This window comes from Ramlibacter aurantiacus, from assembly GCF_016722895.1.
GTDB lineage: Bacteria > Pseudomonadota > Gammaproteobacteria > Burkholderiales > Burkholderiaceae_C > Ramlibacter > Ramlibacter aurantiacus.
Genome location: NZ_JAEQNA010000001.1, coordinates 1254768 through 1276871 on the forward strand (window position 1 = coordinate 1254768; position 22104 = coordinate 1276871).

The window sequence follows — 22104 nt, forward strand, 5'->3', positions numbered from 1 at the left end:
CCCCACCCCAGGACCACCCCCAGGAGACTAGCCATGGACGATCGCCACGTCATCTTTCCCCGCCGCCGCCTGCTCGCCGCCGGCGGACTCGCGGCGCTGGGCCTGTCCGGCCGGCCGGCGCGCGCGCAGGAGATGCTCCGGCAGGCGACCCTCATCGTCGGCTCGCCCGCCGGCGGCGCCACCGACAAGGTCGCTCGCATGTACGCGGACGCGCTGCGGGGCCGCTATGCCGAGAACGTCATCGTCGAGAACAAGCCCGGCGCGGGCGGCGCCATCGCCTACGAGGGCGTCAAGCGCAGCGGCGTGAAGGACGGCAGCCTGGTGTTCCTGTCGCCGGCCTACCCGATCGTGATCTCGCCCCACCTGGTCAGCACCCTGCCCTACGACACGCTGCGCGACTTCGTGCCGGTGGCACCGGCGGGGCGCTCGTGCATGACCTACGCCGTGGGCCCGGGCGTGCCCGACAACGTCGCCAGCTTCGCCCAGTACCTGGACTGGTGCAAGGCCAATCCCAGGCAGGCGCTGTACGCCGCGCAGACCGGCTCCAGCCAGCACCTGCTGGGATCGGTGCTGGCGCTGTCCACCGGGGTGCCGCTGGAGAACGTTTCCTACAAGGGCGACGCCCCGGCCATGCAGGACCTGATGGGCGGCCACGTGCCGGCAGTGGTGTTGCCCATCGCCAGCGCGCTGCCGCTGTACCGCCAGCGCAAGCTGCGCGTGCTGGCCACCGCCAAGGCCACCCGCACGCGCTTCATGCCGGACGTGCCCACGTTCGCCGAGCTGGGGCACCCGGACGTGCTGTTCCAGGACTGGATGGGATTCTTCGCGCCGGCCGACACGCCGCCCGGCCAGGTGCAGCGGCTCAACGGAGCCATCGCCGAGATCGCCCGCTCGCCGCGCGGCGTCGAGTCGCTGGAGGCGCTGGGCATCGAGAGCGAAATCGCCGATCCGCAGCAGTTCGTCGGCATGGTGCGCACCGACCACCAGCGTTATGCCGGGTTCATCGCACGCACCAAATTCCGCGAGGCCTTCGAAAAGGCCGGCGGCGGACGCTGAGGGAGGCTCCATGAGCAGCAGCCTTCTCATCGAGCCGGTCACTCCGGCCGTCGGCGCCGAGATCCGCGGGGTGGACCTGTCGCAGCCGCTGGAAGCACAGACGGTCCGCGCCATCCGGCAGGCGCTGGTCGATCACGGCGTGATCTTCCTGCGCGACCAGCGGATCGACCGTACCCAGTACGAGGCCTTTGCCGAATGCTTCGGCCAGCCGCGGCTGCCCGACAGCGGCATCATCCCGCCGCTACCCGGCTCACGCTTCACGTCCGAAGTGCGCAAGGACGAAGGCCGCGAGCGCAACATCGGCGGCAGTTGGCACACCGACCAGGTGTACCGGGCCCAGCCGAGCTGGGGCAGCATGCTGCTGTGCCGCCAACTCCCGCCGACCGGTGGCGACACGCTCTTCTCCAGCCTGGGCGCGGCCTACGACACCCTCTCCGACGGGCTGAAGAAGACGCTGGAGCCACTGCGCGCGGTGCATTCCAACGCCGCCGTGCAGGCCCGCATGAAGACCGGGCGCGAACCCGACCCGGAAGTGGCGCACCCGGTGGTGCTGCGGCATCCGGACAGCGGCCGGCGCATCCTCTACATCAGCCCCGGCTACACCACGCGCTTCGAGGGCTGGACCGAGGCCGAGAGCCGGCCGCTGCTGGAGTACCTGTTCCAGCATGGCCAGCGGCCGGAGTTCACGATGCGCTGGCGCTGGCGCGAAGGCTCGATCGCGTTCTGGGACAACTACCAGACCTGGCACTTTGCCGTGAACGACTATGCGGCGGGCGAACGGGTGATGCACCGCATCGTGGTGGAAGGCACGCCCTTCGGCCGCTGAGGCCCTCCGCCGGGGCCTACACTGCGGCCCCCATGGATTCCTTCGATGTCGTGATCATCGGCGCCGGCGCCGCCGGCCTGTTCTGCGCCGGCGTGGCCGGGCAGCTGGGCTTGTCCGTGCTGCTGATCGACCACGCGCCCAAGCTCGCCGAGAAAGTCCGCATCGCCGGCGGCGGCCGCTGCAATTTCACCAACCGCGAACTCGATCCGCGCGCGCCGCACAAGCATTTCCTGGGCGAGAACCCGCACTTCTGCCGCTCGGCCCTGTCGCGCTACACCGCGCAGGATTTCATCGACCTGGTGCGCCGGCACGGCATCCCTTTCCACGAGAAGCACAAGGGCCAGTTGTTCGGCGATCGCTCGTCGGAGGATTTCATCCGCATGCTGCTGGCCGAGTGCGACGCCGGCGGCGTGGTGCGATGGCAGCCGGCGAGCGTGCAGGCGGTGCGGCAGGCAGCCGAGCGCTGGGAGCTGGACACGGACCGCGGCACCGTGCAGTCGGCGCGCCTGGTGGTGGCGACCGGCGGCCTGTCGATCCCGCAAATCGGCGCCAGCGATTTCGGCCTGCGGCTGGCACGCCAGTTCGGCCATCGCGTGATCGATCCGCGTCCCGCACTGGTGCCCCTGACCTTCGACGGCGAAGCCTGGCAGCCGTACGCGCAGCTCGCGGGGCTCGCGCTGCCGGTGCGGGTGGAGACCGGCGATAAAAAGCAGCGCATGGCCTTCGACGAAGACCTGCTGTTCACGCATCGCGGACTGTCCGGCCCGGCCATCCTGCAGATTTCGAGCTACTGGCGGCCGGGCACGCCGCTGCGGCTGGACCTCGCTCCCAGCGAGAACCTGGGCGCTGAGCTTCTTCAAGCCAAGGCGCGATCGAAACGGCTGGTGGCCAACGAACTCGCCAGCCATGTGCCGGCCCGGCTGGCCGACGCCTGGGTGCAGCAGGACGCCAGCTGGCAGCGGCCGGTGAACGAGGCATCGGACAAGGCGCTGGTTGCACTGGCCACGCGGCTGTCTCAGTGGGAGCTGGTGCCCACCGGAAGCGAGGGCTGGCGCAAGGCCGAGGTGATGGCGGGCGGGGTCGATACGCGCGAGCTCGGCTCGCAGTCCATGGAATCGCGACGCCACCCGGGGCTGCACTTCATCGGCGAGGTGGTGGACGTCACCGGCTGGCTGGGTGGCTACAACTTCCAGTGGGCCTGGTCCAGCGCCTGGGCCTGCGCACAGGCGATGGCTGCAGCCCGGGCCTGAATGCGCCTGCAGGGACGTCGGCCTTTCACACGCTGGCGAAGGAACCTACCTCCGGCAGGACCGGCAGGACCGGCTCAAGCGGCCGCTCGCCCAGGATCTCAGCCGGACGGCCAGTCAAACGCGAGATCACGGCCAGCAGGTCGTCCAGCAGCACCGGCTTGACCAGGTGTTCATCGAAGCCGGCCCGCAGCGCGCGGGATCGATCGCTGGGCGTGCCGTAGCCGGTGAGCGCCACCAGGTGCAAGCCGGCGGATTCGGGCCGGCCACGCAGGATGCGCGCGAGCTCCAGCCCATCCACCCGTGGCAGGCCGATGTCCAGCAGGGCCAGCTCCGGATCGAAGCCGGCGAGTTGGGCAAGCGCGTCGCTGGCGTCCTCGGCGATGTGGCAGTCGTGTCCGATCAGGCTGAGCAACTCGGCCAGCATCTCGGCCGCGTCGCGGTTGTCGTCCACCACCAGGATGCGCAAGGGGCGCTGGGCCGAGGCCGGCGGCGGCGCCGCGGGCAACAACGTGGCAGCGGCCGACACGGGCAGGCGCATCGTGAAGCGGGCGCCCTCGCCGGGACCCGCGCTGGCCGTCTGCACCGTGCCGCCGTGCAACTGCATCACACCGCGGACGATGCACAGGCCCAGGCCGAGCCCACCGGTCTTGCGGTCGCTGGGCTGGCGTGCCTGCACGAACGGCTCGAACAGGTGCGGCAGCAGTTCGGGCGCGATCCCGCAGCCGCTGTCTTCGACCTCGACGCAAGCCTGCGTGCCCTGCTCGTACAGGCGCAGGCTCACCGAGCCGCTGGCGGGCGTGAAGCGTGCGGCGTTCTGCAGCAGCTGGGCGATGGCCTGCGCGAGGCGGGTCGCGTCGCCGTCCACCCAGGTGGCTTCGTCGGGCAGTTGCGTCCGTGGCGCCGTCCGGCCGTGGAACGCGGCTGCGGCAAGGTCCAGCGCGTCGGCGACGACCTCGCGCAGGTCGACCGGCGCCCGGCGCAGGGTCAGCTCGCCGCGCGACAGCCGGGAGACGTCGAGCAGGTCGTCCACCAGGCGTGAGAGGTGTGCGACCTGGCGCCTGATCACCGCGCGCTCGGCCACCAGCAGCGAGGGCTGCCGTCGATCGATGAGTTCGAGCGCACTGACAATGGGCGCGAGCGGGTTGCGCAGTTCGTGGCCGAGGCGGGCGAGGAAGTCGGATCGCTCCCGCGCGCACTGATCGGCCCACTCGGCGGAAAGGCGCCCGGCCACCAGCGTGGCCACGCGGTTGGCGTGCTCCAACTCCCCGGCAGAAAACCGATGGCGGGCACTCGCGCGGCAGAGCGTCAAGGCGCCGCTGAGGCGCTTGCCGACGCGGATCGGCAGGCTCAGCAGGGCTCCGACGCCGAGCTCACCCAGCAACCGCACATGAGGCTGCGCGGCTTTGCGCAGGCGCAGGTGCTCGGCTGGGCTGATCCCCTCGCGCAGGATGCGCTGCCCGCTCGCCATGGCACAGACTTCCAGCCGGGCGTCGGGCGGGCTCCATGGACAAGTGGCCAAGGCCGCAGCCACTTCCGGCGCCTGGTGCGCCGCCGCCAGTCGCAGCCCCGGCTCTCGATCGGGCACGTCCAGGACGATCCAGTCCGCCAGCACCGGCAGGCACGCCTGCAAGCAGCGTTCGAGGGAGCCCTCGAGCGATTCGCCTGGTTTGGACAACGCCACCGCCGCGGAAGAGAACGTGTAGAGCCAGGGGGCGAATGCGTGTGACATGGTGGTAATTCCGTACTGCGAATAATCCATTCTTATTCTTTTTTCGGGGCTTGTGGGGGTGAACCTCCCCGGGATTTCGCCGAGGCGAGAGCCATTGACCAATGGCTATAATTTCGGGCTTTGCTGGCAAACCCCCGGCGGCCTGATCACCACATAGCCGGGGAACCCCGTCGCAAGCCCGATCTTCTTGCGACACCTTTTGGATCCAAACGAACGCATGACGACCATTCGAGTCAAGGAAAACGAGCCCTTCGACGTGGCCCTGCGCCGCTTCAAGCGCACCATCGAGAAGCTGGGCCTGCTCACCGAGCTGCGCGCCCGCGAGTTCTACGAAAAGCCCACCGCCGAGCGCAAGCGCAAGAAGGCCGCCGCGGTCAAGCGCCACTACAAGCGTGTTCGCAGCATGCAGCTGCCCAAGAAGCTCTACTGAGCCCGGCGCCACACCGGCACCGACCCGGCCGCACGCGGCCAGCAAAGGCCCACCCGGGGACGCCCGCGTGGGCCTTTTCGTTTTCAAGCCTGTCATCACCTCTGGAGACCCATGCCATGGCCCTCAAGGACCGCATCACCGACGACATGAAAGCCGCCATGCGCGCCAAGGACAGCGAGCGCCTGGGCACCATCCGCCTGCTCACCGCGGCCATCAAGCAGAAAGAGGTCGACGAGCGCACCGAGCTCGACGACGCCCAGGTCGTCGCCGTGGTGGACAAGCTGATCAAGCAGCGCAAGGACAGCATCGAGGCGTTCGTGAAGGCTGGCCGGCAAGACCTCGCCGACAAGGAAGCCGCCGAACTCGCCGTGCTGCAGGCCTACCTGCCCGAACGCCTCTCGCGCGAACAGGTGCAGGCCGAGGTGGACGCCATCGTCGCCGGACTGGGCGCGAGCGGACCCGGCGACATGGGCAAGGTCATGGGTGCGGTGAAGTCGCGCCTGGCGGGCAAGGCCGACATGGGCGAGGTGTCGGCCGCGGTCAAGGCGGCCCTGGCTCGCTGACCGGGCCTCAGTTGCCGGCCACGGTCATGCGGTCGATCAGCACCGAGCCGACCGTCTTGGCGCCGTAGGTGTAGGTGTCGGCGCCCACGGCGCTGATGCCCGCGAACATGTGGCGCAGGTTGCCGGCGATGGTGATCTCCTGCACCGGATAGGCGATCTCTCCGTTCTCCACCCAGAAGCCGCTGGCACCACGCGAGTAGTCGCCGGTGACGTAGTTGACGCCCTGCCCCATCAGCTCGATCACGAACAGTCCCGTGCCGAGCTTGCGCAGCATCTCCCGGAGGTCGTCCTGCGGCTGCGTCGACCGCGAACTCAGCACCAGGTTGTGCGAGCCGCCGGCATTGCCGGTGGTCTTCATGCCCAGCTTGCGCGCGGAGTAGCTGCTGAGGAAGTAGCCCTCGACGCGACCGGCGTCGACCACCTTGCGCGCATGGGTGCGCACCCCTTCTTCGTCGAAAGGCGAGCTGCCCTTGCCGCGGCGCACGTGCGGATCTTCGGTGACGTCGATGTGGCTGGCCAGCACGTCCTTGCCCAGCGAGTCCAGCAGGAAGGTGCTGCGCCGGTACAGGGCCCCGCCGCTGGTCGCCTGCACATAGGCGCCGAGCAGGCCCGCCGCCAGGGGCGACTCGAAAAGCACCGGGCACTCGCGGGTGGAGATCTTGCGGGCGTTCAGGCGCGAGAGCGCGCGTTCGGCGGCGTAGCGCCCCACGGCCTCGGGCGCGGCGAGTTCATCGGCGCAGCGCATCGAGCTGTACCAGGCATCGCGCTGCATGTGGTCGCCGCGACCGGCGATGGGCGCGACCGAGAGGGAGTGGCGAGAGCTGGCGTACCCACCACGGAACCCGCGCGTGTGGGCGCTGAAAAAGTGGCTCTGCTGCGCGGAGACGCCGGCGCCTTCGCTGTTGGTGATCTTGCGCGAGGTCTTGAGCGCGGCCGCCTCGCAGGCCAGAGCGATCGCGGTGGCCCGCTCGCTGTCGATGTCCCAGGGGTGGAAGAGGTCGAGCTCGGGCTGGTCGTCGGGGCCGGCGATATCGTCCGCGTCGGGCAGCCCGGCGACCGGGTCTTCGGCCGTGAAGCGCGCGATGTCGAAGGCGGCCTGCACGGTCTGCTCGATGGCGGCATCGGAGAAGTCGGACGTGCTGGCGTTGCCACGGCGCTGGCCCACGTACACGGTGACACCCAGCGACTTGTCGCGGTTGCGCTCGACGTTCTCGAGTTCGCCCTTGCGCACCGAGACCGACAGGCCGCAGCCTTCGGACGCTTCGGCTCCCGCGTCCGTGGCTCCGAGCTTCCTGGCATGGGTCAGGGCCTTGTCGACCAGCTCTTCGAAATACGCGCGGCTGTAGGAGAAGCCGCGGTCGGCTCGGGGATCGGGTTTGTTCATGGCGGGGCTATGATACTTGCGGCCCTTTGCGGCACGGTTCGGCTTCCCTCCCCTCTCACCCATGTCACGCAAACCCAAACGAGGCTACTTCGTGCGCGGCCAGTTCGTCGCCGAAGGCAGCGAGCTCGACCAGCAGCTCAAGTCCGAGCTCAAGGGCTCGGAGATCAGCAAGACCGACCTCAAGCGAGAAAGCGAAGAACTGCAGCAGCTCGGCGAAGACCTGACCCGCCTGCGCGCCGACCTGTTCGAACGCCTGCCCCTGCCGGAATCCCTGGTGACCGCCATGGACGAGTACCGGCGCATCACCAACTTCGAGGGCAAGCGCCGGCAGCTGCAGTACGTCGGCAAGCTGATGCGCAAGCTCGACCAAGACACCCTGCAGGCGGCGCGCGAGGCCCTGCGCGAACAGCAGCAGGGGTCGGCCCGCGCCACCCTCGCCCTGCACGAGGCCGAACGCTGGCGCGACGACCTGATCGAGCGCGAAGCCGCCGTGGGCGAATGGCTCAGCCGTTATCCCGCAACCGATGCGCAGCAGTTGCGCGCGCTGGTGCGGCAGGCCCGCAAGGATCGCGTTGCGCCGGATGCCGACGCGGTGTCCCGGGGCCTGGCGCCGCGCCAGGGGCGCGCCTATCGCGAGATCTTCCAGCTCGTGCGTGAACAACTCGATTCGGCAGACACCCATGAATGACTTCGACCCGGTGCGCATCGGCATCGTCTCCATCAGCGACCGCGCCTCCAGCGGCACCTACGAGGACAAGGGCCTGCCGGCCCTCAAGGACTGGCTGGGCCGCGCGCTGCGCAACCCCATCACCTTCGAGCCGCGCCTGATACCCGACGAGAAGGATCGCATCAGCGCCGCGCTGGTCGAACTGGTGGACGCCGGCTGCGCGCTGGTGGTCACCACGGGTGGTACGGGTCCGGCGCGGCGCGATGTCACTCCCGAAGCGACACTGGCCATCGCCGACAAGGAGATGCCGGGCTTCGGTGAACAGATGCGCCAGATCAGCCTGCGCTTCGTGCCGACGGCCATCCTGTCGCGGCAGGTGGCCGTGATCCGCGGCGAGTGCCTCATCATCAACCTGCCGGGGCAGCCCAAATCGATCCAGGAGACGCTCGAAGGCGTGCGCGACGATAAAGGCCAGGTGCTGATGCCCGGCATCTTCGCGGCCGTGCCCTACTGCATAGACCTCGTCGGCGGGCCGTATCTCGAAACCGACGAAGCCGTATGCAAGGCCTTCCGCCCGAAGGCAGCCATCCGGCAACCGAAAGCCTGAGCTACTTGCCGACCAGTTGGGTCAGCCGGTCGGCCTCGAAGCTTTCCTTGCGGGCCGCATCGTTGGGCACGCACCCGCCCTCGCGCCGCGCGGCCGATAGCGTTTCGATGGCTTGCCACAGCAAGGCGATCTGGTGCTCTTGCGAGGACGCGTTGTCGATCAGCCCCTTGAGCGCCTGCGACAGCGGATCGTCGTTCTGCGTGATGCCGTAGGCCGAGAAACCCATCTTGCTGGCCGCGGCCTCGCGCCGCATCGAATCCTCGGCAGCAATGATGCGAGCGGGGATACCCACGGCGGTAGCGCCCGCTGGCACCGGCTTGGTCACCACCGCGTTGGAGCCGATGGCCGCGCCGTCGCCCACCTCGAATGCGCCCAGCACCTTGGCGCCGGCACCCACCACCACGTTGCGGCCCAGGGTGGGGTGGCGCTTGGCACCCTTGGACAGCGAGGTGCCGCCCAGCGTCACGCCCTGGTAGATGGTGCAGCCGTCCCCTACCTGGGCGGTCTCGCCGATCACCACTCCCATCCCGTGGTCGATGAACACGCCGTTGCCGATGGTGGCGCCGGGATGGATCTCGATGCCGGTGAGCCAGCGCGAGAACTGCGAGGTGAACCGGCCCAGCCAACGCAGGCCGCGCCCCCACATCGCGTGGGCCAGCCGGTGCAGCACCAGCGCGTGCAGGCCGGGGTAGCAGGTCACCACTTCCCATCTGCTGCGCGCGGCAGGGTCACGGTCGAGGATGCACTGGATGTCGGAACGCAGGCGGCTGAACATGACGCCGGAGTCTAAGCCTTGGTTTTGGCCGCCGCTTGGGTCATGGCCTTGGCCACCCCACGAAGAATGTGGATCTCCTCGGCCGTGGGTTGCGCGCGGTTGAACAGCTGGTTGAGCCGCGGCATCAGCTTCTTGGGCGAGCCCGGATCGAGGAAGCCGATGTCCACCAGCGCCTGCTCCCAGTGCGCCAGCATGCCGGCCACGGCCTGCGCGTCGGCCGCCGCCGCCCCTTGCGGCGCCGCGACCGCATCGGGCCCGAAGCCGCCCAGCGCCTGCCGCCATTCATAGGCGATGACCTGCATGGCTGCGGCCAGGTTGAGCGAGCCGTAGCCGGGGTGCGTGGGAATGCTCAGCGCGACATGGCAGCGATAGACATCGGCATTGCTCATGCCGAATCGCTCGGAGCCGAAGAGGAAGGCGACCCCGGCGGGCGCCGGTTGCGTGGCGGCCAGGCTTTCGAGGTAGGGTCGCGGGGCGGCCGTGGGGGGGCCGAAGTCGCGCGGCGTCATGGCCGTGGCGCACAGGTGCGAGACACCGTCGAGCGCCTCGTCCAGCGTGTCGACCACGCGGGCGCTGTCCAGCACGTCTTGCGCACCACTGGCGCGCTGCAGCGCCTCGTCATGGCGCAGCACGTCGGGCCAGCGCGGGGCCACCAGCACCAGGTCACCGAAGCCCATCACCTTCATGGCGCGCGCGGCGGCGCCCACGTTGCCGGCGTGGCTGGTGCGAATGAGGATGAAACGGGTCTTCACACAAGGAAAAGTACAATCGCGCTATTGTCGTGCGTCCGCATCGCCGGACCTTCCCGCCTTCGCTCGCAAGGCGCGCTCCTCCCCTTAAAAACCGATGTCGTCCAACCTGCACCCCATGCTCAACGTGGCCATCAAGGCCGCACGCGCCGCCGGCGCCATCATCAACCGCGCCGCGCTCGACGTCGAATCGGTGCGCATCTCGCAAAAGCAGGTGAACGACTTCGTGACCGAGGTGGACCACGCGGCCGAAGAAGCCATCATCGAGACCCTGCTGGGCGCCTACCCCGACCATGCGATCTGGGCCGAGGAATCGGGCCGCACGCGCGGCCGCCAGGGCTCCGACAACGTCTGGATCATCGATCCGCTGGACGGCACCACCAACTTCATCCACGGGTTTCCCGTGTACTGCGTGAGCATCGCGCTGAGCGTGCGCGGCCGCATCGAGCAGGCGGTGATCTACGACCCGACGCGCAACGACTTGTTCACCGCCACCCGGGGCCGAGGTGCCTACCTGAACGAGCGGCGCCTGCGCGTGAGCAAGCGCACCGACCTGCGCCAGTGCCTCATCTCCACCGGCTTCCCGTTCCGGCCCGGCGACAACTTCAACACCTACCTGCGCATCATGGCCGAGGTCATGTCGCGCACCGCCGGCCTGCGCCGCCCCGGCGCCGCGGCGCTCGACCTGGCCTATGTCGCGGCCGGCTACACCGATGGCTTCTTCGAGACCGGGCTGTCGCCCTGGGACGTGGCAGCCGGCTCGCTGCTGGTGACCGAGGCCGGCGGCCTGGTGGGCAACTTCACCGGCGAGCCCGACTTCCTGGAACAGCGCGAGTGCCTGGCCGGCTCGCCGCGCGTCTACGGTCAGCTCGTGGCCATGCTTCAGAAGTACAGCAAGTTCGCCAGCGCCGGCGAGAAGGCGCAGGTGCGCCAGGCGCTCGGAACGCTGTCGCAGGCGTCGGACGGCGCCGCACCCGAAGTCGCGGCCGATGACGGCGAGCCGGCACCGCGCGACGCCTGAATCGCCATGCTCCCCTCGCACGACCTCGCCCGGGCCTTCGCGCCAACGGGCCGCCTGCGCGCCTCCATCAACCTGGGCAACCCCATCCTGGCCGGCCGACGGCCCGCATCGGGCGAGGTCTTCGGCGTCTCGATCGACCTGGCTCGCGCGCTGGGCGAGCGGCTGGGCCTGCCCGTGGACCTGCTGGTGTTCGACACCGCCGGCCGCTCGGTGGAGGCGGTGACCCGCGAGGAGGCCGACATCGGGTTCTTCGCCATCGACCCCGAGCGTGGCAAAGGCATCCGCTTCACCGCGCCCTACGTGCTGAGCGAAGGCTGCTACCTGGTACGCGAGGGCTCCGCGCTCGCTTCCGACGACGAGGTCGACCGCCCCGGCGCGCGGGTGGTCGTCGGCCAGGGCAGCGCCTACGACCTGCACCTGTCGCGCACCCTGCAGCACGCCACCATCGAGCGCGCCCCCTCGTCGCCGGCGGTGGTCGATACCTTCGTCGCCGGCTCGGCCGACGTGGCGGCCGGAGTGAAGCAGCAACTCGAAGCCGACGCACGGCGCCTCGGTGGCCTGCGCCTGCTGCCCGGCCACTTCATGGTGATCCGCCAGGCCATGGGCTGCCCCGCCAGGCGCGAGCCCGCCGTGGGCGACGCCCTGGCGGCCTTTGTCGAAGACATGAAAGCCAGCGGCTTCGTCGCCCAGGCGCTCGCGCGCCACGGCATCGACGGTGCGTCGGTCGCACCCGCTCACTAGGACCTCTCCGATGGACCTGCCCGCCCACCAGCTCACGATGACGGTGCTGATGACACCGGAGACCGCCAACTTCGCCGGCAACGTGCACGGCGGCCACCTTCTCAAGTGGCTGGACCAGGTGGCCTATGCCTGCGCCAGCCGCTACGCCGGCAAGTACGTGGTCACCGTGTCGGTGGACCAGGTCACCTTCCGCGAACCCATCCTGGTGGGTGAACTGGTGACCTTTCTGGCCTGCGTCAACCACACCGGCACCAGCTCGATGGAAGTGGGCATCAAGGTGCTGGCACAGGACATCCGCAGCCAGAACGTGCGCCACGTCAACAGCTGCTTCTTCACCATGGTGGCGGTGGACGACGACCGCAAGCCGGTCCCGGTGCCGCCGCTGCGGCCCTTCACGCCCGACGAGAAGCGCCGCTGGCAGGCCGCGATCACGCGCAAGTCGCTGCGCGAGGAAATGCGGCGCCGGCTGGAGTCGGCCTCGCAGGGCACCGGCGCCTGAGCCTGGCGCCGGCGTCGCGTCACTTCGAGCCGCGCCGCGACTGCGGCAACTTCGCTGTCTCCGCAGGCGCCAGCTTGCCTGCCCCGGCTGCCCGCAGCAGGCGCTTGAAGGTGGGGCATTCGGAATGGTTGGGCGCCGGGCACACCGCCGCGTGCCGCAGGCCCTTGCTCAAGGCCTGCAGGCGCTTGATGGTGCGGTCGATCTCGTCGGCCTTGCCGTCCAGCGACCGGCGGTCGATCGCCATGCGTCCATCGGCCGAGAACATGCCCCTGATCTCGTCGAGCGAGAAGCCGGCCGCCCGACCCAGGGCGATCAAGGACAACTGATCCAGCACGGCCGGCGAGAACGTCCTGCGCAAGCCCGACCGTCCGGTGGAGGCGATCAGCCCCTTGTCCTCGTAATAACGCAAGGCCGAAGCGGGTATGCCGGACCGCCTGGCCACCTCCACGATGTCCATGAAAAAGTCCTTGACCTCAAGTTGACTTGAATTTGCATAGTGGGCTCCATGCCACTTCCCGTCAACCAAGGAAAGACCATGGATCCTCTCGTACAGGACATCGCCCGCGTCGCACTGGTCGGTGTCGGCGCCACCGCCACGCTGGACCTCTGGCTGCTGTTGCAGCAGCGCCTGGGCGGCCCGCCGCTCGACTTCTCGCCGATCGGCCGCTGGGTCGGCCATTGGCCGCGTGGCGTCTTCAGGCACGTCGCCATTGCCAAGGCCGAAGCCATCGAGGGCGAGCGCACCCTTGGCTGGTCGTTCCACTATGCGACCGGCCTGGCCTTCGCCGCGCTGCTGGTCGGCTTGGAGGGGGTCGAGTGGACCCGGAGTCCGACGGTGCTGCCCGCGCTGGCCATCGGAATCGGAACCGTGCTGGCGCCGTGGCTCGTGATGCAACCGGCCCTGGGCGCCGGCATCGCCGCGGCCCGCACGCCGTCGCCCCTGAAGAGCCGCGCCCGCAGCCTCGCCAACCACGCCGTCTTCGGGCTCGGGCTGTACCTGAGCGCCCTGTTCATCGCCTGGATCTCGCGATGAGGCTTCTCGCCCATGAGATCCCCCACTCCAAGGACCGCACCATGAAATCCCTCGCCGTCATCTATCACAGCGCCAACGGCCACACCGAGCGCATCGCCGGACTCATCGCGCAAGGCGCGCAGACCGTCCCCGGCGTGCGCGTGCACCTGCTGAAGGCCGCCGACCTGGCCCGTTCGCCCGAGCGACTGCTGGACTTCGATGGCTTCGTCTTCGGGTCGCCCACCTACCTCGGCGGCGTCTCCGCGCCCTTCAAGGCGTTCATGGATGCCACGGGCCGCCTGTGGAAGACGCACGCCCTCAAGGGCAGGCTGGCCGCCGGCTTCACCGTGTCCGCCCTGCCTTCGGGCGACAAGCAGTCGACGCTGATGTCCCTGTTCGTCTTCGCCATGCAACACGGCATGTTCTGGGTCGGCAACGCGATCCTGCCGGAGCAGCATGGGGGCGTTCCCGTCGACGAAGCCGCCAACAGGCTCGGCTCCTGGTCCGGGCTGATGGCGCAGGCCGGCCACTCGGCTCCGGCCGGCAGCACGTTCGCGCCGGGGGATCTCAAGACGGCCCGGATGTTCGGCGCCAACCTGGCCCGGGCGCTGGCCTGCGTGGCATGCGAGCGGCAGGCGGAGGTGGCGCGATGATCCCCCGCCGCTGGGAGCCGGTGCTGTTCGGCCTCCTGCTGTCGGGCCTGATGTCGCTGGTCGTCTCCGCGATCTCGACCGCCGTGTCGCAGGGATTCGGCGAAGGCTTCGCGGCCGTCTGGGCCACGTCCTGGGTCACGGCCTGGCTGCTGGCTTTCCCGATCGTGCTGCTGGTGGGTCCCGTTGCCCGTCGCATCGTCCGGACACTGCTCGCGCCGGAGTGAGGCCGCGCCCCGGCCGCTGCCCGTGCGGGCCCTACCGCACCGGGATCATCAGGTGCTGGTAGGGCGTGCCCGGCCACATCACGTAGGGCACCCGGGTGTCGGGCTTGGCGTCCTTGGGATACATCTCGTAGAACGACGGCTCGGCGCCCACGATCATCACGTGCGGGCCGGTCTTGACCCAGTTGTTGTCGGCGGTGGGTTTTTGCGCATGCGGGTCGGTGTTGCTCGCGTCGGTGCCGCCCTCGAGCATGTACATGAAGCCCACCTTGCCGGCCGGCGGCGGCTTTTTCTCCATCCAGGCCTGGGCCCACTCCATCGCGGCCTTGTCCATGCACATCGGGTCCGGGCCGGGCGTGGCCGGGTTGTCGGGCATGCAGGTGAATCCGTTCTTGCCCTGGCGCAGGGTGCGCATCTTGCCGTCCGCCTCCACGGCCACGACGGTGGCGCCCTGTGCCACCTGCCGCGGGGCGGCGCGTTCGGCGCTCTGGATCAGCTGGCGATCGTCGGCCTTGGCCGGTTTGGCAGCCTGGGCCTTGGCCGGGGCCTTGTCGGCGGCGGCCGGCGCAGTCGCGGGCGATGGGGCATGGACCGCGAGCGCGGCAAAAAGGGCGCACGCGGAAAGAAGCAGCTTGTTCATCATGGGCTCCTTCACAAGCTCGCCGGGCCCGAGCCACTCCGGCCGGCCCGGAAAGCGGCGCGATGATGCGCCGGAACGCGCAAAGGGGTGTACGCCGCAGCCGCCAACACCTGTAGTTGCCCGCTGACGGAACCGCACCCGGCGACAATACCGGCCCTTCCAGACGACCCGCATGAAACTTCCTGCCGACGCCCCGGAGGTGGCCCCCACGCCGGGCGACCTCGACAAGCACACCCCCATGATGGCGCAGTACCTGGCCGTCAAGCACCAGTACCCGGACATCCTGGTCTTCTACCGGATGGGCGACTTCTACGAGCTGTTCTGGGAAGACGCCGAGAAGGCCGCGCGCCTGCTGGACATCACGCTCACCCGGCGCGGCCAGTCGGCTGGCCGACCCATCACCATGGCCGGCGTGCCCTTCCACGCGGCCGAGACCTACCTCGCTCGGCTGATCCGCATGGGCGAGTCGGTCGCCATCTGCGAACAGATCGGCGAAGTGGGCGCCAGCAAGGGGCCGGTGGAACGCAAGGTGGTGCGCGTGGTCACGCCCGGCACCCTCACCGACACCGCCCTGCTGCACGACAAGAGCGAGGCGCTGCTGCTGGCCGTGCAGCAAGGGCCGCGCAACCGGCTGGGCCTGGCCTGGATGGCGCTGACCCAGGGCATGGTGCACCTGGCCGAATGCGCCGGCGATGAACTGGAGCCATGGGTCGGCCGCATCGGCGCCAGCGAGGTGATCTACAGCGGCGAGGTGACGCCGGCGTTCGAGCAGCGCCTGAAGGCCCTGCAGTCCGCGGGCGCGCCCTCGCTGGCGTTGCGCCCCGCGTTCCAGTTCGACGCCGGCCTGGGCCAGCGCAAGCTGCTCGAGCAACTGCAGGCCACCAGCCTTGCGGCCTGGGACGCGCAATCACTGGAGCAGGCCCACGCGGCCGCGGCCGCCCTGCTGGCGTACGCCGAACACACGCAGGGCCGGGCCCTGACGCACGTGCACGCCCTGCAGGTGCAGCGCGACGACGAACTGATCGACCTGCCGCAGGCCACCCGGCGCAACCTGGAGCTGGTGCAGACCCTGCGCGGCGACGACGGCCCGACCTTGTTCAAACTGCTGGACGCCTGCGTGACCGGCATGGGCAGCCGCCTGCTCAAGTGCTGGCTGCTGGAGCCGCGGCGAGACCGCACGGCGGCCACCCAGCGCCAGGATGCCATCGCGGCCCTGCGCGAAGGACCGCTGGACGCGTTGCGCGGGGCCTTCAAGGGCATCAACGACATCGAACGGATCACCGCCCGCCTGGCCCTGCGCCAGGTGCGTCCGCGCGAGCTGGTGGGCCTGCGCCAGTCGCTGGAGCTGGCGGCGCAGCTGGCACCCATCCTGGCCAGCCAGGCCGGGCTGCTGGGCGAGATCGGTTCGCAGCTGCAGGCGCCGCCGGGCTGCGCCGAGCGCCTGGCCGGCACGCTGATGGCCGAGCCCGCCGCGCTGGTTCGCGACGGCGGTGTCATCGCCGCCGGCTGCGACGCCGACCTCGACGAGCTGCGGGCCATCCAAAACAACGCCGATGGCTTCCTGCTGCAGCTGGAAGCGCAGGAGCGCGAGCGCACCGGCATCGCCAACCTGCGCGTGCAGTTCAACCGGGTGCACGGTTTCTACATCGAGGTCACGCAGGGACAGCTGGACAAGGTGCCGGCCGATTACCGCCGGCGCCAGACGCTGAAGAACGCCGAGCGCTTCATCACCCCGGAGCTGAAGGCGTTCGAAGACAAGGCGCTGTCGGCCCAGGAGCGGGCCCTGGCGCGCGAGAAGTGGCTCTACGAGCAGTTGCTCGACGAGCTGCAGGCCCACGTGCCCGCGCTCACCCGGCTGGCGCGGGCCATCGCTTCGCTGGATGCGCTGTGCGCGCTGGCCGAGCGCTCGCTCACGCTGGGCTGGTGCCGCCCGCAGTTCACGCGCGAACCGGGCATCGAGATCGCGCAGGGCCGCCATCCGGTGGTGGAGGCACGGCTGGCCGAGACCGGCAGCGGCGCCTTCATTCCCAACGACACGCGGCTGGGGCCCAAGCAGCGCATGCAGATCATCACGGGGCCCAACATGGGCGGCAAGAGCACCTACATGCGGCAGGTGGCGCTGATCTGCCTGCTCGCCTCGATGGGGTCGTGGGTGCCGGCGCGCAGTTGCCGCCTGGGGCCGATGGATGCGATCCACACCCGCATCGGCGCGGCCGACGACCTGGCCAATGCGCAATCCACCTTCATGCTGGAGATGACCGAGGCCGCGCAGATCCTGCACGCGGCCACGCCGCGCAGCCTGGTGCTGATGGACGAGATCGGCCGGGGCACGTCCACCTTCGACGGCCTGGCGCTGGCCTCGGGCATCGCCGCCTACCTGCACGACCGGACACAGGCCTACACCCTGTTCGCCACGCACTACTTCGAACTCACCGAGTTCCCGGCGCGGCACCATGCCGCCGTCAACTGGCACGTGAGCGCCACCGAATCCGGCCACGACATCGTGTTCCTGCACGAGTTGCAGCCCGGCCCCGCCAGCCGTAGCTACGGCATCCAGGTGGCGCGGCTGGCGGGCATGCCCGCGGCCGTGGTCCACCACGCGCGCCATGCCCTCGCCGCGCTGGAGGAACAACAGACGCAGGCCCGCGAGCAGGTAGACTTGTTCGCACCTGCGCCCGAGCCCGCCGTGGCCACGCGCAGTCCGGCCGAGGCCGCGCTGGCCGCCCTCGATCCGGACGCGATGAGCCCCCGCGAGGCCCTGGACGCGCTCTACCAACTCAAGAAGCTCAGCTCATGACCTACTGCGTCGGCATCCGGCTCAACGCAGGCCTGGTGTTCCTCTCGGACTCGCGCACCAACGCCGGCGTGGACCACATCAGCACCTTTCGCAAGATGCTGATCTACGAGCGCAGCGGCGACCGCTTCATGGTGCTGCTCACCGCGGGCAACCTCTCCATCGCGCAGACCATCCGCGAAGCGCTGCAGACCGAGGAACTCACCGACGGGGACGCCACCGAACCCCTGACCATCTGGAACGTCCGCAGCATGTTCGATGCCGCGCGCGTGCTGGGCCAGACGGTGCGGCGGATGCACCAGCGCGAGGGCGAATCGCTGCGCCGCGCCGGGCTCGACTTCAACGTGTCGCTGATCTTCGGCGGACAGGTGGCCGGCGAACCGCCGCGCCTGTTCAACGTCTACTCGGCCGGCAACTTCATCGAGGCCACGGCCGAGACGCCGTTCTTCCAGATCGGGGAATTCAAGTACGGCAAGCCGGTGCTGGACCGGCTGCTCAGGCCGGAGACGCCGCTGGCCGAAGCCACCAAGTGCGCCCTGGTGTCGATGGACTCGACGATGAAGTCCAACCTGTCGGTGGGACCGCCGCTGGACCTGGTGGTGTACGAAACCGACCGGCTCTCCTCCGAGCGTGTCGCGTGCATCGACATGGCCAACCCGTACTACCGGATGGTGCACGAGAGCTGGGGCCAGCGCCTGCGCGAGGCGTTCGACAGCCTGCCCGACCCGGTGTGGGACGGCGAGCAGACCGACACGCCGCTGCGCGTGAACTGCGGCTCGCGCAAGCCGCTGCCCAAGATCACCGACCCTGGCGAGAAGCTCCTGTAGCCGCTGCGTTCACAGCCACGAGGCCGTCGCCAGCACCACGATGCCGAACACGATGCGATACCAGGCGAACGGCACGAAGCTGTTGCTGGCGATGTAGCGCAGCAGCCAGCGCACGCAAAGCCACGCACTGGCGAACGAGAACAGCAGGCCCACCAGGAACATCGGCAGGTCGGCCGCCGAGAGCAGCGCACGTTCTTTCCAGAGGCTGTAGCCGCCGGCGCCGATGAGGGTGGGAATGGCGAGGTAGAACGAAAAATCGGTGGCGCTGCGGCGTGAAAGGCCCAGCAGCATGCCACCGATGATGGTGGCGCCGCTTCGGCTCATGCCGGGCACCAGCGCCACGCACTGCACCAGGCCCACCTTGAGCGCGTCCCAGGGCTTCATGTGGTCGACTTCGTGGATGCGCACGGTCTGCGCGTGCGCCTGCCGCCGCTCGGCCCAAAGGATGATGAAGCCGCCCACGATCAAGGCGCTGGCGACCACCTGGGGGGTGAACAGGTGCGCCTTGATGGCCGCGCCGAGCAAGAGGCCCAGCACCACGGCCGGCACCACGCCGATCGCCACGTTGATCCAGAAGGCACGGGCCTTGACCTCATGGGGAAGGGCCACCACCGTGCGCCGCAGGCGCTCCCAGTACACCAGGATCACCGCCAGGATCGCCCCGGTCTGGATGGCGATCTCGAACACCTTGGCCTTCGCGTCGGTGAACCCCAGCAGGTGGCCGGCCAGGATGAGGTGTCCGGTGCTCGAGACGGGAAGGAACTCGGTCAGGCCCTCGACGATGCCCATCAGAGCGGCCTTGATCCACAACTCGATATCCACGTACGACCCCGCTCGACAAAGAGCGCGATTATCGCTGTGCCACCCGAGCTGGCAGGGGTTGCCGAAGCGCTTTCGAGCGACCCCGCGGAGACGACGCCACAGATGCTTTTTAGAGCCATGCTCCGGCAGGGGAACAAGCCTGCGTCCTACAAAAATGGCTGAGGCTTGCCGCGTCTACTACACCCATTCCGAATGCACGAGGCCGCGGGAATTCGACTGATCCGCGCACCCCGCCACAGGAAATCACCCCGACTCCTCTGAGTCCCCTCCTCCTCCGGGGTGAGCTGGTCCGGCCCTCCGTCCCGCGACTGGCATATTCGCCCCCAGGCTTCCACCTGGGGGCCTTTTTTTGCGCGCCGGGTTCGTGGAGTTCAACGTCCGTGCGGCCTTGCGCCCCAGCCGCGGTGTCCGTGAGGGTGATGCGGCTTGAAGCGTCCATGGCCGGGTGCCAGGTGGATCGGCTGCTGCCCATACACCACCGGGGGCGGGCTGTAGATGACCGGCGGCTGCGAATACACCGGGGCCGGATGGACGTAGACCGGTGCGGGCTGCACGTACACGGGCGCCGGCTGGACGTAGACCGGGGCGGGCCGCACGTAGACCGGCGCCGGCCGCACGTAGACCGGCGCCGGCCTCACATAGCTCGGCGGCTGCACGTAGACCGGCGCGGGCTGCACGTAGATCGGCCGGGGGTAGTGCGTGACGCCCACCGTCACGCCCGGGCTGCTGATGACCACCGATCCATGGATCTGGGTGCCTGCCTGCGCCACGCTACAGCCCACCCACACGGCGCAGGCGGCCGCCAGGCGCATCAGCTTGTGTCGTGACGGGTTCATGGACGGCTCCTCGGTCTGCGCGCGCTTCATCGACGCGACTTCCATTGGACGCTGCCGGGCCGGCGCCCGGTCCGACGAATTGGTTGCAAGCGGTAACGACCTGGGCCGCCGCCTAGAATCGAAGGCTTATGACAGCGGCCCACGAGCACGACAGCCCGAAGACCAGCAACTTCCTGCGCCAGATCATCGAGCGTGATCTGGAGCAAGGCACCTATGCGGATCGGCACTGGGCCGGCCGCCCGGCCGATGCCGCCACGCAGCAGAGCGGCCCGCTCGATCCGGCCCGCATCCGCACCCGCTTCCCGCCCGAGCCCAACGGCTACCTCCATGTGGGGCACGCCAAGAGCATCTGCCTGAACTTCGGGCTGGCGCGCGAGTACGGCGGCGTCTGCCATATGCGCTTCGACGACACCAACCCCGAGAAGGAGGAGCAGGAGTACGTCGACGCCATCCTCGACGCGGTGCGCTGGCTCGGCTTTTCGTGGGACGCGCACGGCACCAGCCACCTTTACCACGCGAGCGACTATTTCGACTTCATGTACCGCGCGGCCGAGTACCTGATCGGTGCCGGACACGCCTACGTGGACGAGCAGACCCCCGAGCAGATGCGCGCCAACCGCGGCGACTTCGGCCGCCCGGGCGTGGACAGCCCGTTTCGCCAGCGCACGCCCGACGAGAACCTGCAGCGCTTTCGCGCCATGCGGGCTGGCGAGCTGCCCGACGGCGCCGCGGTGCTGCGGGCTCGCATCGACATGGCCAGCCCCAACATCAACATGCGGGACCCGGCCCTGTACCGCATCAAGCACGCGGAGCACCACAACACCGGAACGGCCTGGTGCATCTACCCGATGTACACGTTCGCGCATCCGATCGAGGACGCGCTGGAGAACATCACCCACAGCCTGTGCACGCTCGAGTTCGAGGACCAGCGGCCGTTCTACGACTGGCTGCTCGACCGCCTGCGCGAAGGCGGCCTGATCAACACGCCGCAGCCGCGCCAGTATGAATTCGCGCGGCTGAACCTCACGCACGTCCTCACCAGCAAGCGCAAGCTCAAGCAGCTGGTGGACGAAGGCCACGTCAGCGGCTGGGACGACCCCCGCATGCCCACCATCGTCGGCCTGCGCCGGCGCGGCTTCACGCCGGAGAGCCTGCAGCTGTTCTCCGAGCGCATCGGCGTGACCAAGGCCAACGGCTGGATCGACTTCTCCACGCTCGAAACCGCGCTCCGCGACGACCTCGACCCCAAGGCCGCACGCGCCATGGCGGTGCTCGACCCGGTGCGGCTCGTCATCGAGAACTGGGACGAGGCCATGGGCGCGGGGCACCTCGAACCGTGCAGTGCGCCGGTGCATCCGCACCAGCCCGAGCGGGGGCAGCGGCGCTTTTTCTTCGGGCGCGAACTCTGGATCGAGCGCGGCGACTTCGAGGAGACTCCGCCCAAGGGCTACAACCGTCTCTTTCCGGGCAACCGGGTGCGGCTCAAGTACGGCTACGTGGTCGAGTGCACCGGCGCTGACAAGGACGCCGGCGGCCGCGTACAGGCCGTGCGGGCCCGCGTCTTTCCCGAGACCAAGAGTGGCACCGCGGGCAGCGACAGCGTCAAGGCCAAGGGTGTCATCACCTGGGTCGGCGCGGCCGACGGCGTCGCCGCCGAGATCCGCCTGGTGGACCACCTGTTCTCCGTGCCGCACCCCGACACGGGCGAGCGGCCCTTCCTGGAAGAGCTCAATCCGCAGAGCCTGCAGGTGGTGCGCGGCTTCGTCGAGCCGTCGCTCGCCCAGGCCGGCGGCGACGAGAAGTTCCAGTTCGAACGCCATGGCTACTTCGTGGCCGACCGCAAGCACCACGGGCCTGACCATCTGGTGTTCAACCGGACGGCCGGGCTCAAGGACCGCTGGGGCAAGTAAGCGCAACCGCGCCGGCGCCGGCAAGCCCGGGCGCCGTGTCACGGATTGGAACCCGCGGCCCACGGCCGGCTCGACGGGCATCACAATGTCGC

At 69.4% G+C, this 22104-nt stretch carries 24 protein-coding genes; 16 read left to right on the forward strand and 8 right to left on the reverse strand.

Annotation, left to right across the window (positions count from 1 at the left end):
* The first annotated feature begins 33 nt into the window (after positions 1-33).
* The 3 genes from JI739_RS05820 to JI739_RS05830 are packed head-to-tail and all read left to right on the forward strand — an operon-like array spanning position 34 to position 3132.
* On the forward strand, positions 34-1056 hold the full coding sequence (locus JI739_RS05820) for a tripartite tricarboxylate transporter substrate-binding protein (RefSeq protein ID WP_201682858.1): 1023 nt from the start codon (positions 34-36) through the stop codon (positions 1054-1056).
* 10 nt (positions 1057-1066) lie between these two features.
* Positions 1067-1882, forward strand: coding sequence for a TauD/TfdA dioxygenase family protein (locus JI739_RS05825; RefSeq protein WP_201682859.1), 816 nt, complete (start codon positions 1067-1069; stop codon positions 1880-1882).
* A 32-nt stretch (positions 1883-1914) separates the two neighbouring features.
* Entirely contained in the window at positions 1915-3132 is a 1218-nt protein-coding gene (locus JI739_RS05830; protein WP_201682860.1) for a BaiN/RdsA family NAD(P)/FAD-dependent oxidoreductase, read from the forward strand.
* A 25-nt stretch (positions 3133-3157) separates the two neighbouring features.
* Here the strand turns inward: JI739_RS05830 and JI739_RS05835 are convergent, their stop codons facing one another.
* Entirely contained in the window at positions 3158-4861 is a 1704-nt protein-coding gene (locus tag JI739_RS05835) for a hybrid sensor histidine kinase/response regulator (RefSeq protein ID WP_201682861.1), read from the reverse strand.
* A 217-nt stretch (positions 4862-5078) separates the two neighbouring features.
* Between JI739_RS05835 and rpsU the strand changes: the two genes are divergently transcribed.
* Entirely contained in the window at positions 5079-5291 is a 213-nt protein-coding gene (gene rpsU, locus JI739_RS05840) for a 30S ribosomal protein S21 (RefSeq protein ID WP_012346814.1), read from the forward strand.
* 116 nt (positions 5292-5407) lie between these two features.
* Positions 5408-5854, forward strand: coding sequence for a GatB/YqeY domain-containing protein (locus JI739_RS05845; RefSeq protein WP_201682862.1), 447 nt, complete (start codon positions 5408-5410; stop codon positions 5852-5854).
* 7 nt (positions 5855-5861) lie between these two features.
* On the opposite strand, the gene pmbA is transcribed toward JI739_RS05845, so the two are convergent.
* Positions 5862-7238, reverse strand: a complete 1377-nt coding sequence (gene pmbA, locus JI739_RS05850) for a metalloprotease PmbA (RefSeq protein WP_201682863.1) — start codon at positions 7236-7238, stop codon at positions 5862-5864.
* 61 nt (positions 7239-7299) lie between these two features.
* Between pmbA and yjgA the strand changes: the two genes are divergently transcribed.
* Together yjgA and mog are read left to right on the forward strand one after the other, a co-directional pair.
* Positions 7300-7926 carry a ribosome biogenesis factor YjgA gene (yjgA, locus tag JI739_RS05855; protein WP_201682864.1) on the forward strand — a complete coding sequence of 209 codons (627 nt, stop codon included), beginning with the start codon at positions 7300-7302 and terminating at the stop codon, positions 7924-7926.
* On the forward strand, positions 7919-8512 hold the full coding sequence (gene mog / locus JI739_RS05860; protein ID WP_201682865.1) for a molybdopterin adenylyltransferase: 594 nt from the start codon (positions 7919-7921) through the stop codon (positions 8510-8512). The genes yjgA and mog overlap by 8 nt, the downstream gene beginning before the upstream one ends.
* Position 8513: 1 nt before the next feature.
* Here the strand turns inward: mog and cysE are convergent, their stop codons facing one another.
* Both cysE and JI739_RS05870 read right to left on the reverse strand, forming a co-directional pair.
* Positions 8514-9287, reverse strand: a complete 774-nt coding sequence (gene cysE / locus JI739_RS05865) for a serine O-acetyltransferase (protein WP_201682866.1) — start codon at positions 9285-9287, stop codon at positions 8514-8516.
* Positions 9288-9298: 11 nt separating this feature from the next.
* Positions 9299-10039, reverse strand: a complete 741-nt coding sequence (locus JI739_RS05870) for an RNA methyltransferase (RefSeq protein ID WP_201682867.1) — start codon at positions 10037-10039, stop codon at positions 9299-9301.
* Between the two features lie 94 nt (positions 10040-10133).
* On the opposite strand from JI739_RS05870, the gene JI739_RS05875 reads away from it, so the two are divergent.
* From JI739_RS05875 to JI739_RS05885, 3 genes are read left to right on the forward strand one after another with little or no spacing between them, the layout of a single operon-like run.
* Entirely contained in the window at positions 10134-11057 is a 924-nt protein-coding gene (locus JI739_RS05875) for an inositol monophosphatase family protein (protein WP_201682868.1), read from the forward strand.
* Between the two features lie 6 nt (positions 11058-11063).
* Positions 11064-11798 (forward strand): ABC transporter substrate-binding protein, encoded by a 735-nt coding sequence (locus JI739_RS05880; protein ID WP_201682869.1) that lies wholly within the window; start codon positions 11064-11066, stop codon positions 11796-11798.
* A gap of 10 nt (positions 11799-11808) precedes the next feature.
* On the forward strand, positions 11809-12297 hold the full coding sequence (locus JI739_RS05885) for an acyl-CoA thioesterase (RefSeq protein WP_201682870.1): 489 nt from the start codon (positions 11809-11811) through the stop codon (positions 12295-12297).
* 19 nt (positions 12298-12316) lie between these two features.
* On the opposite strand, the gene JI739_RS05890 is transcribed toward JI739_RS05885, so the two are convergent.
* On the reverse strand, positions 12317-12754 hold the full coding sequence (locus JI739_RS05890) for a helix-turn-helix domain-containing protein (protein WP_201682871.1): 438 nt from the start codon (positions 12752-12754) through the stop codon (positions 12317-12319).
* A 78-nt stretch (positions 12755-12832) separates the two neighbouring features.
* Between JI739_RS05890 and JI739_RS05895 the strand changes: the two genes are divergently transcribed.
* The 3 genes from JI739_RS05895 to JI739_RS05905 are packed head-to-tail and all read left to right on the forward strand — an operon-like array spanning position 12833 to position 14186.
* On the forward strand, positions 12833-13330 hold the full coding sequence (locus JI739_RS05895) for a DUF2938 domain-containing protein (RefSeq protein WP_201682872.1): 498 nt from the start codon (positions 12833-12835) through the stop codon (positions 13328-13330).
* 41 nt (positions 13331-13371) lie between these two features.
* On the forward strand, positions 13372-13962 hold the full coding sequence (locus JI739_RS05900; RefSeq protein WP_201682873.1) for a flavodoxin family protein: 591 nt from the start codon (positions 13372-13374) through the stop codon (positions 13960-13962).
* A complete protein-coding gene (locus JI739_RS05905; RefSeq protein ID WP_201682874.1) occupies positions 13959-14186 on the forward strand; it encodes a DUF2798 domain-containing protein in 228 nt (75 codons plus the stop codon). Before JI739_RS05900 ends, JI739_RS05905 begins: the two co-directional genes overlap by 4 nt.
* 31 nt (positions 14187-14217) lie before the next feature.
* On the opposite strand, the gene JI739_RS05910 is transcribed toward JI739_RS05905, so the two are convergent.
* Entirely contained in the window at positions 14218-14823 is a 606-nt protein-coding gene (locus tag JI739_RS05910) for a hypothetical protein (RefSeq protein WP_201682875.1), read from the reverse strand.
* Between the two features lie 172 nt (positions 14824-14995).
* On the opposite strand from JI739_RS05910, the gene mutS reads away from it, so the two are divergent.
* Both mutS and JI739_RS05920 read left to right on the forward strand, forming a co-directional pair.
* The gene (gene mutS / locus JI739_RS05915) at positions 14996-17620 is read left to right on the forward strand and encodes a DNA mismatch repair protein MutS (protein WP_201682876.1); all 2625 of its coding nucleotides are present in this window, start codon (positions 14996-14998) and stop codon (positions 17618-17620) included.
* Positions 17617-18444, forward strand: a complete 828-nt coding sequence (locus JI739_RS05920) for a proteasome-type protease (protein WP_201682877.1) — start codon at positions 17617-17619, stop codon at positions 18442-18444. The genes mutS and JI739_RS05920 overlap by 4 nt, the downstream gene beginning before the upstream one ends.
* A 9-nt stretch (positions 18445-18453) precedes the next feature.
* Here the strand turns inward: JI739_RS05920 and JI739_RS05925 are convergent, their stop codons facing one another.
* Together JI739_RS05925 and JI739_RS05930 are read right to left on the reverse strand one after the other, a co-directional pair.
* Positions 18454-19266 carry an undecaprenyl-diphosphate phosphatase gene (locus JI739_RS05925; RefSeq protein ID WP_201682878.1) on the reverse strand — a complete coding sequence of 271 codons (813 nt, stop codon included), beginning with the start codon at positions 19264-19266 and terminating at the stop codon, positions 18454-18456.
* A 371-nt stretch (positions 19267-19637) separates the two neighbouring features.
* The gene (locus tag JI739_RS05930) at positions 19638-20102 is read right to left on the reverse strand and encodes a hypothetical protein (protein WP_201682879.1); all 465 of its coding nucleotides are present in this window, start codon (positions 20100-20102) and stop codon (positions 19638-19640) included.
* A gap of 128 nt (positions 20103-20230) precedes the next feature.
* Here JI739_RS05930 and JI739_RS05935 point away from each other — a divergent pair, with 128 nt between their 5' ends.
* The gene (locus JI739_RS05935; RefSeq protein WP_201682880.1) at positions 20231-22012 is read left to right on the forward strand and encodes a glutamine--tRNA ligase/YqeY domain fusion protein; all 1782 of its coding nucleotides are present in this window, start codon (positions 20231-20233) and stop codon (positions 22010-22012) included.
* The last annotated feature ends 92 nt before the right edge of the window (positions 22013-22104 follow it).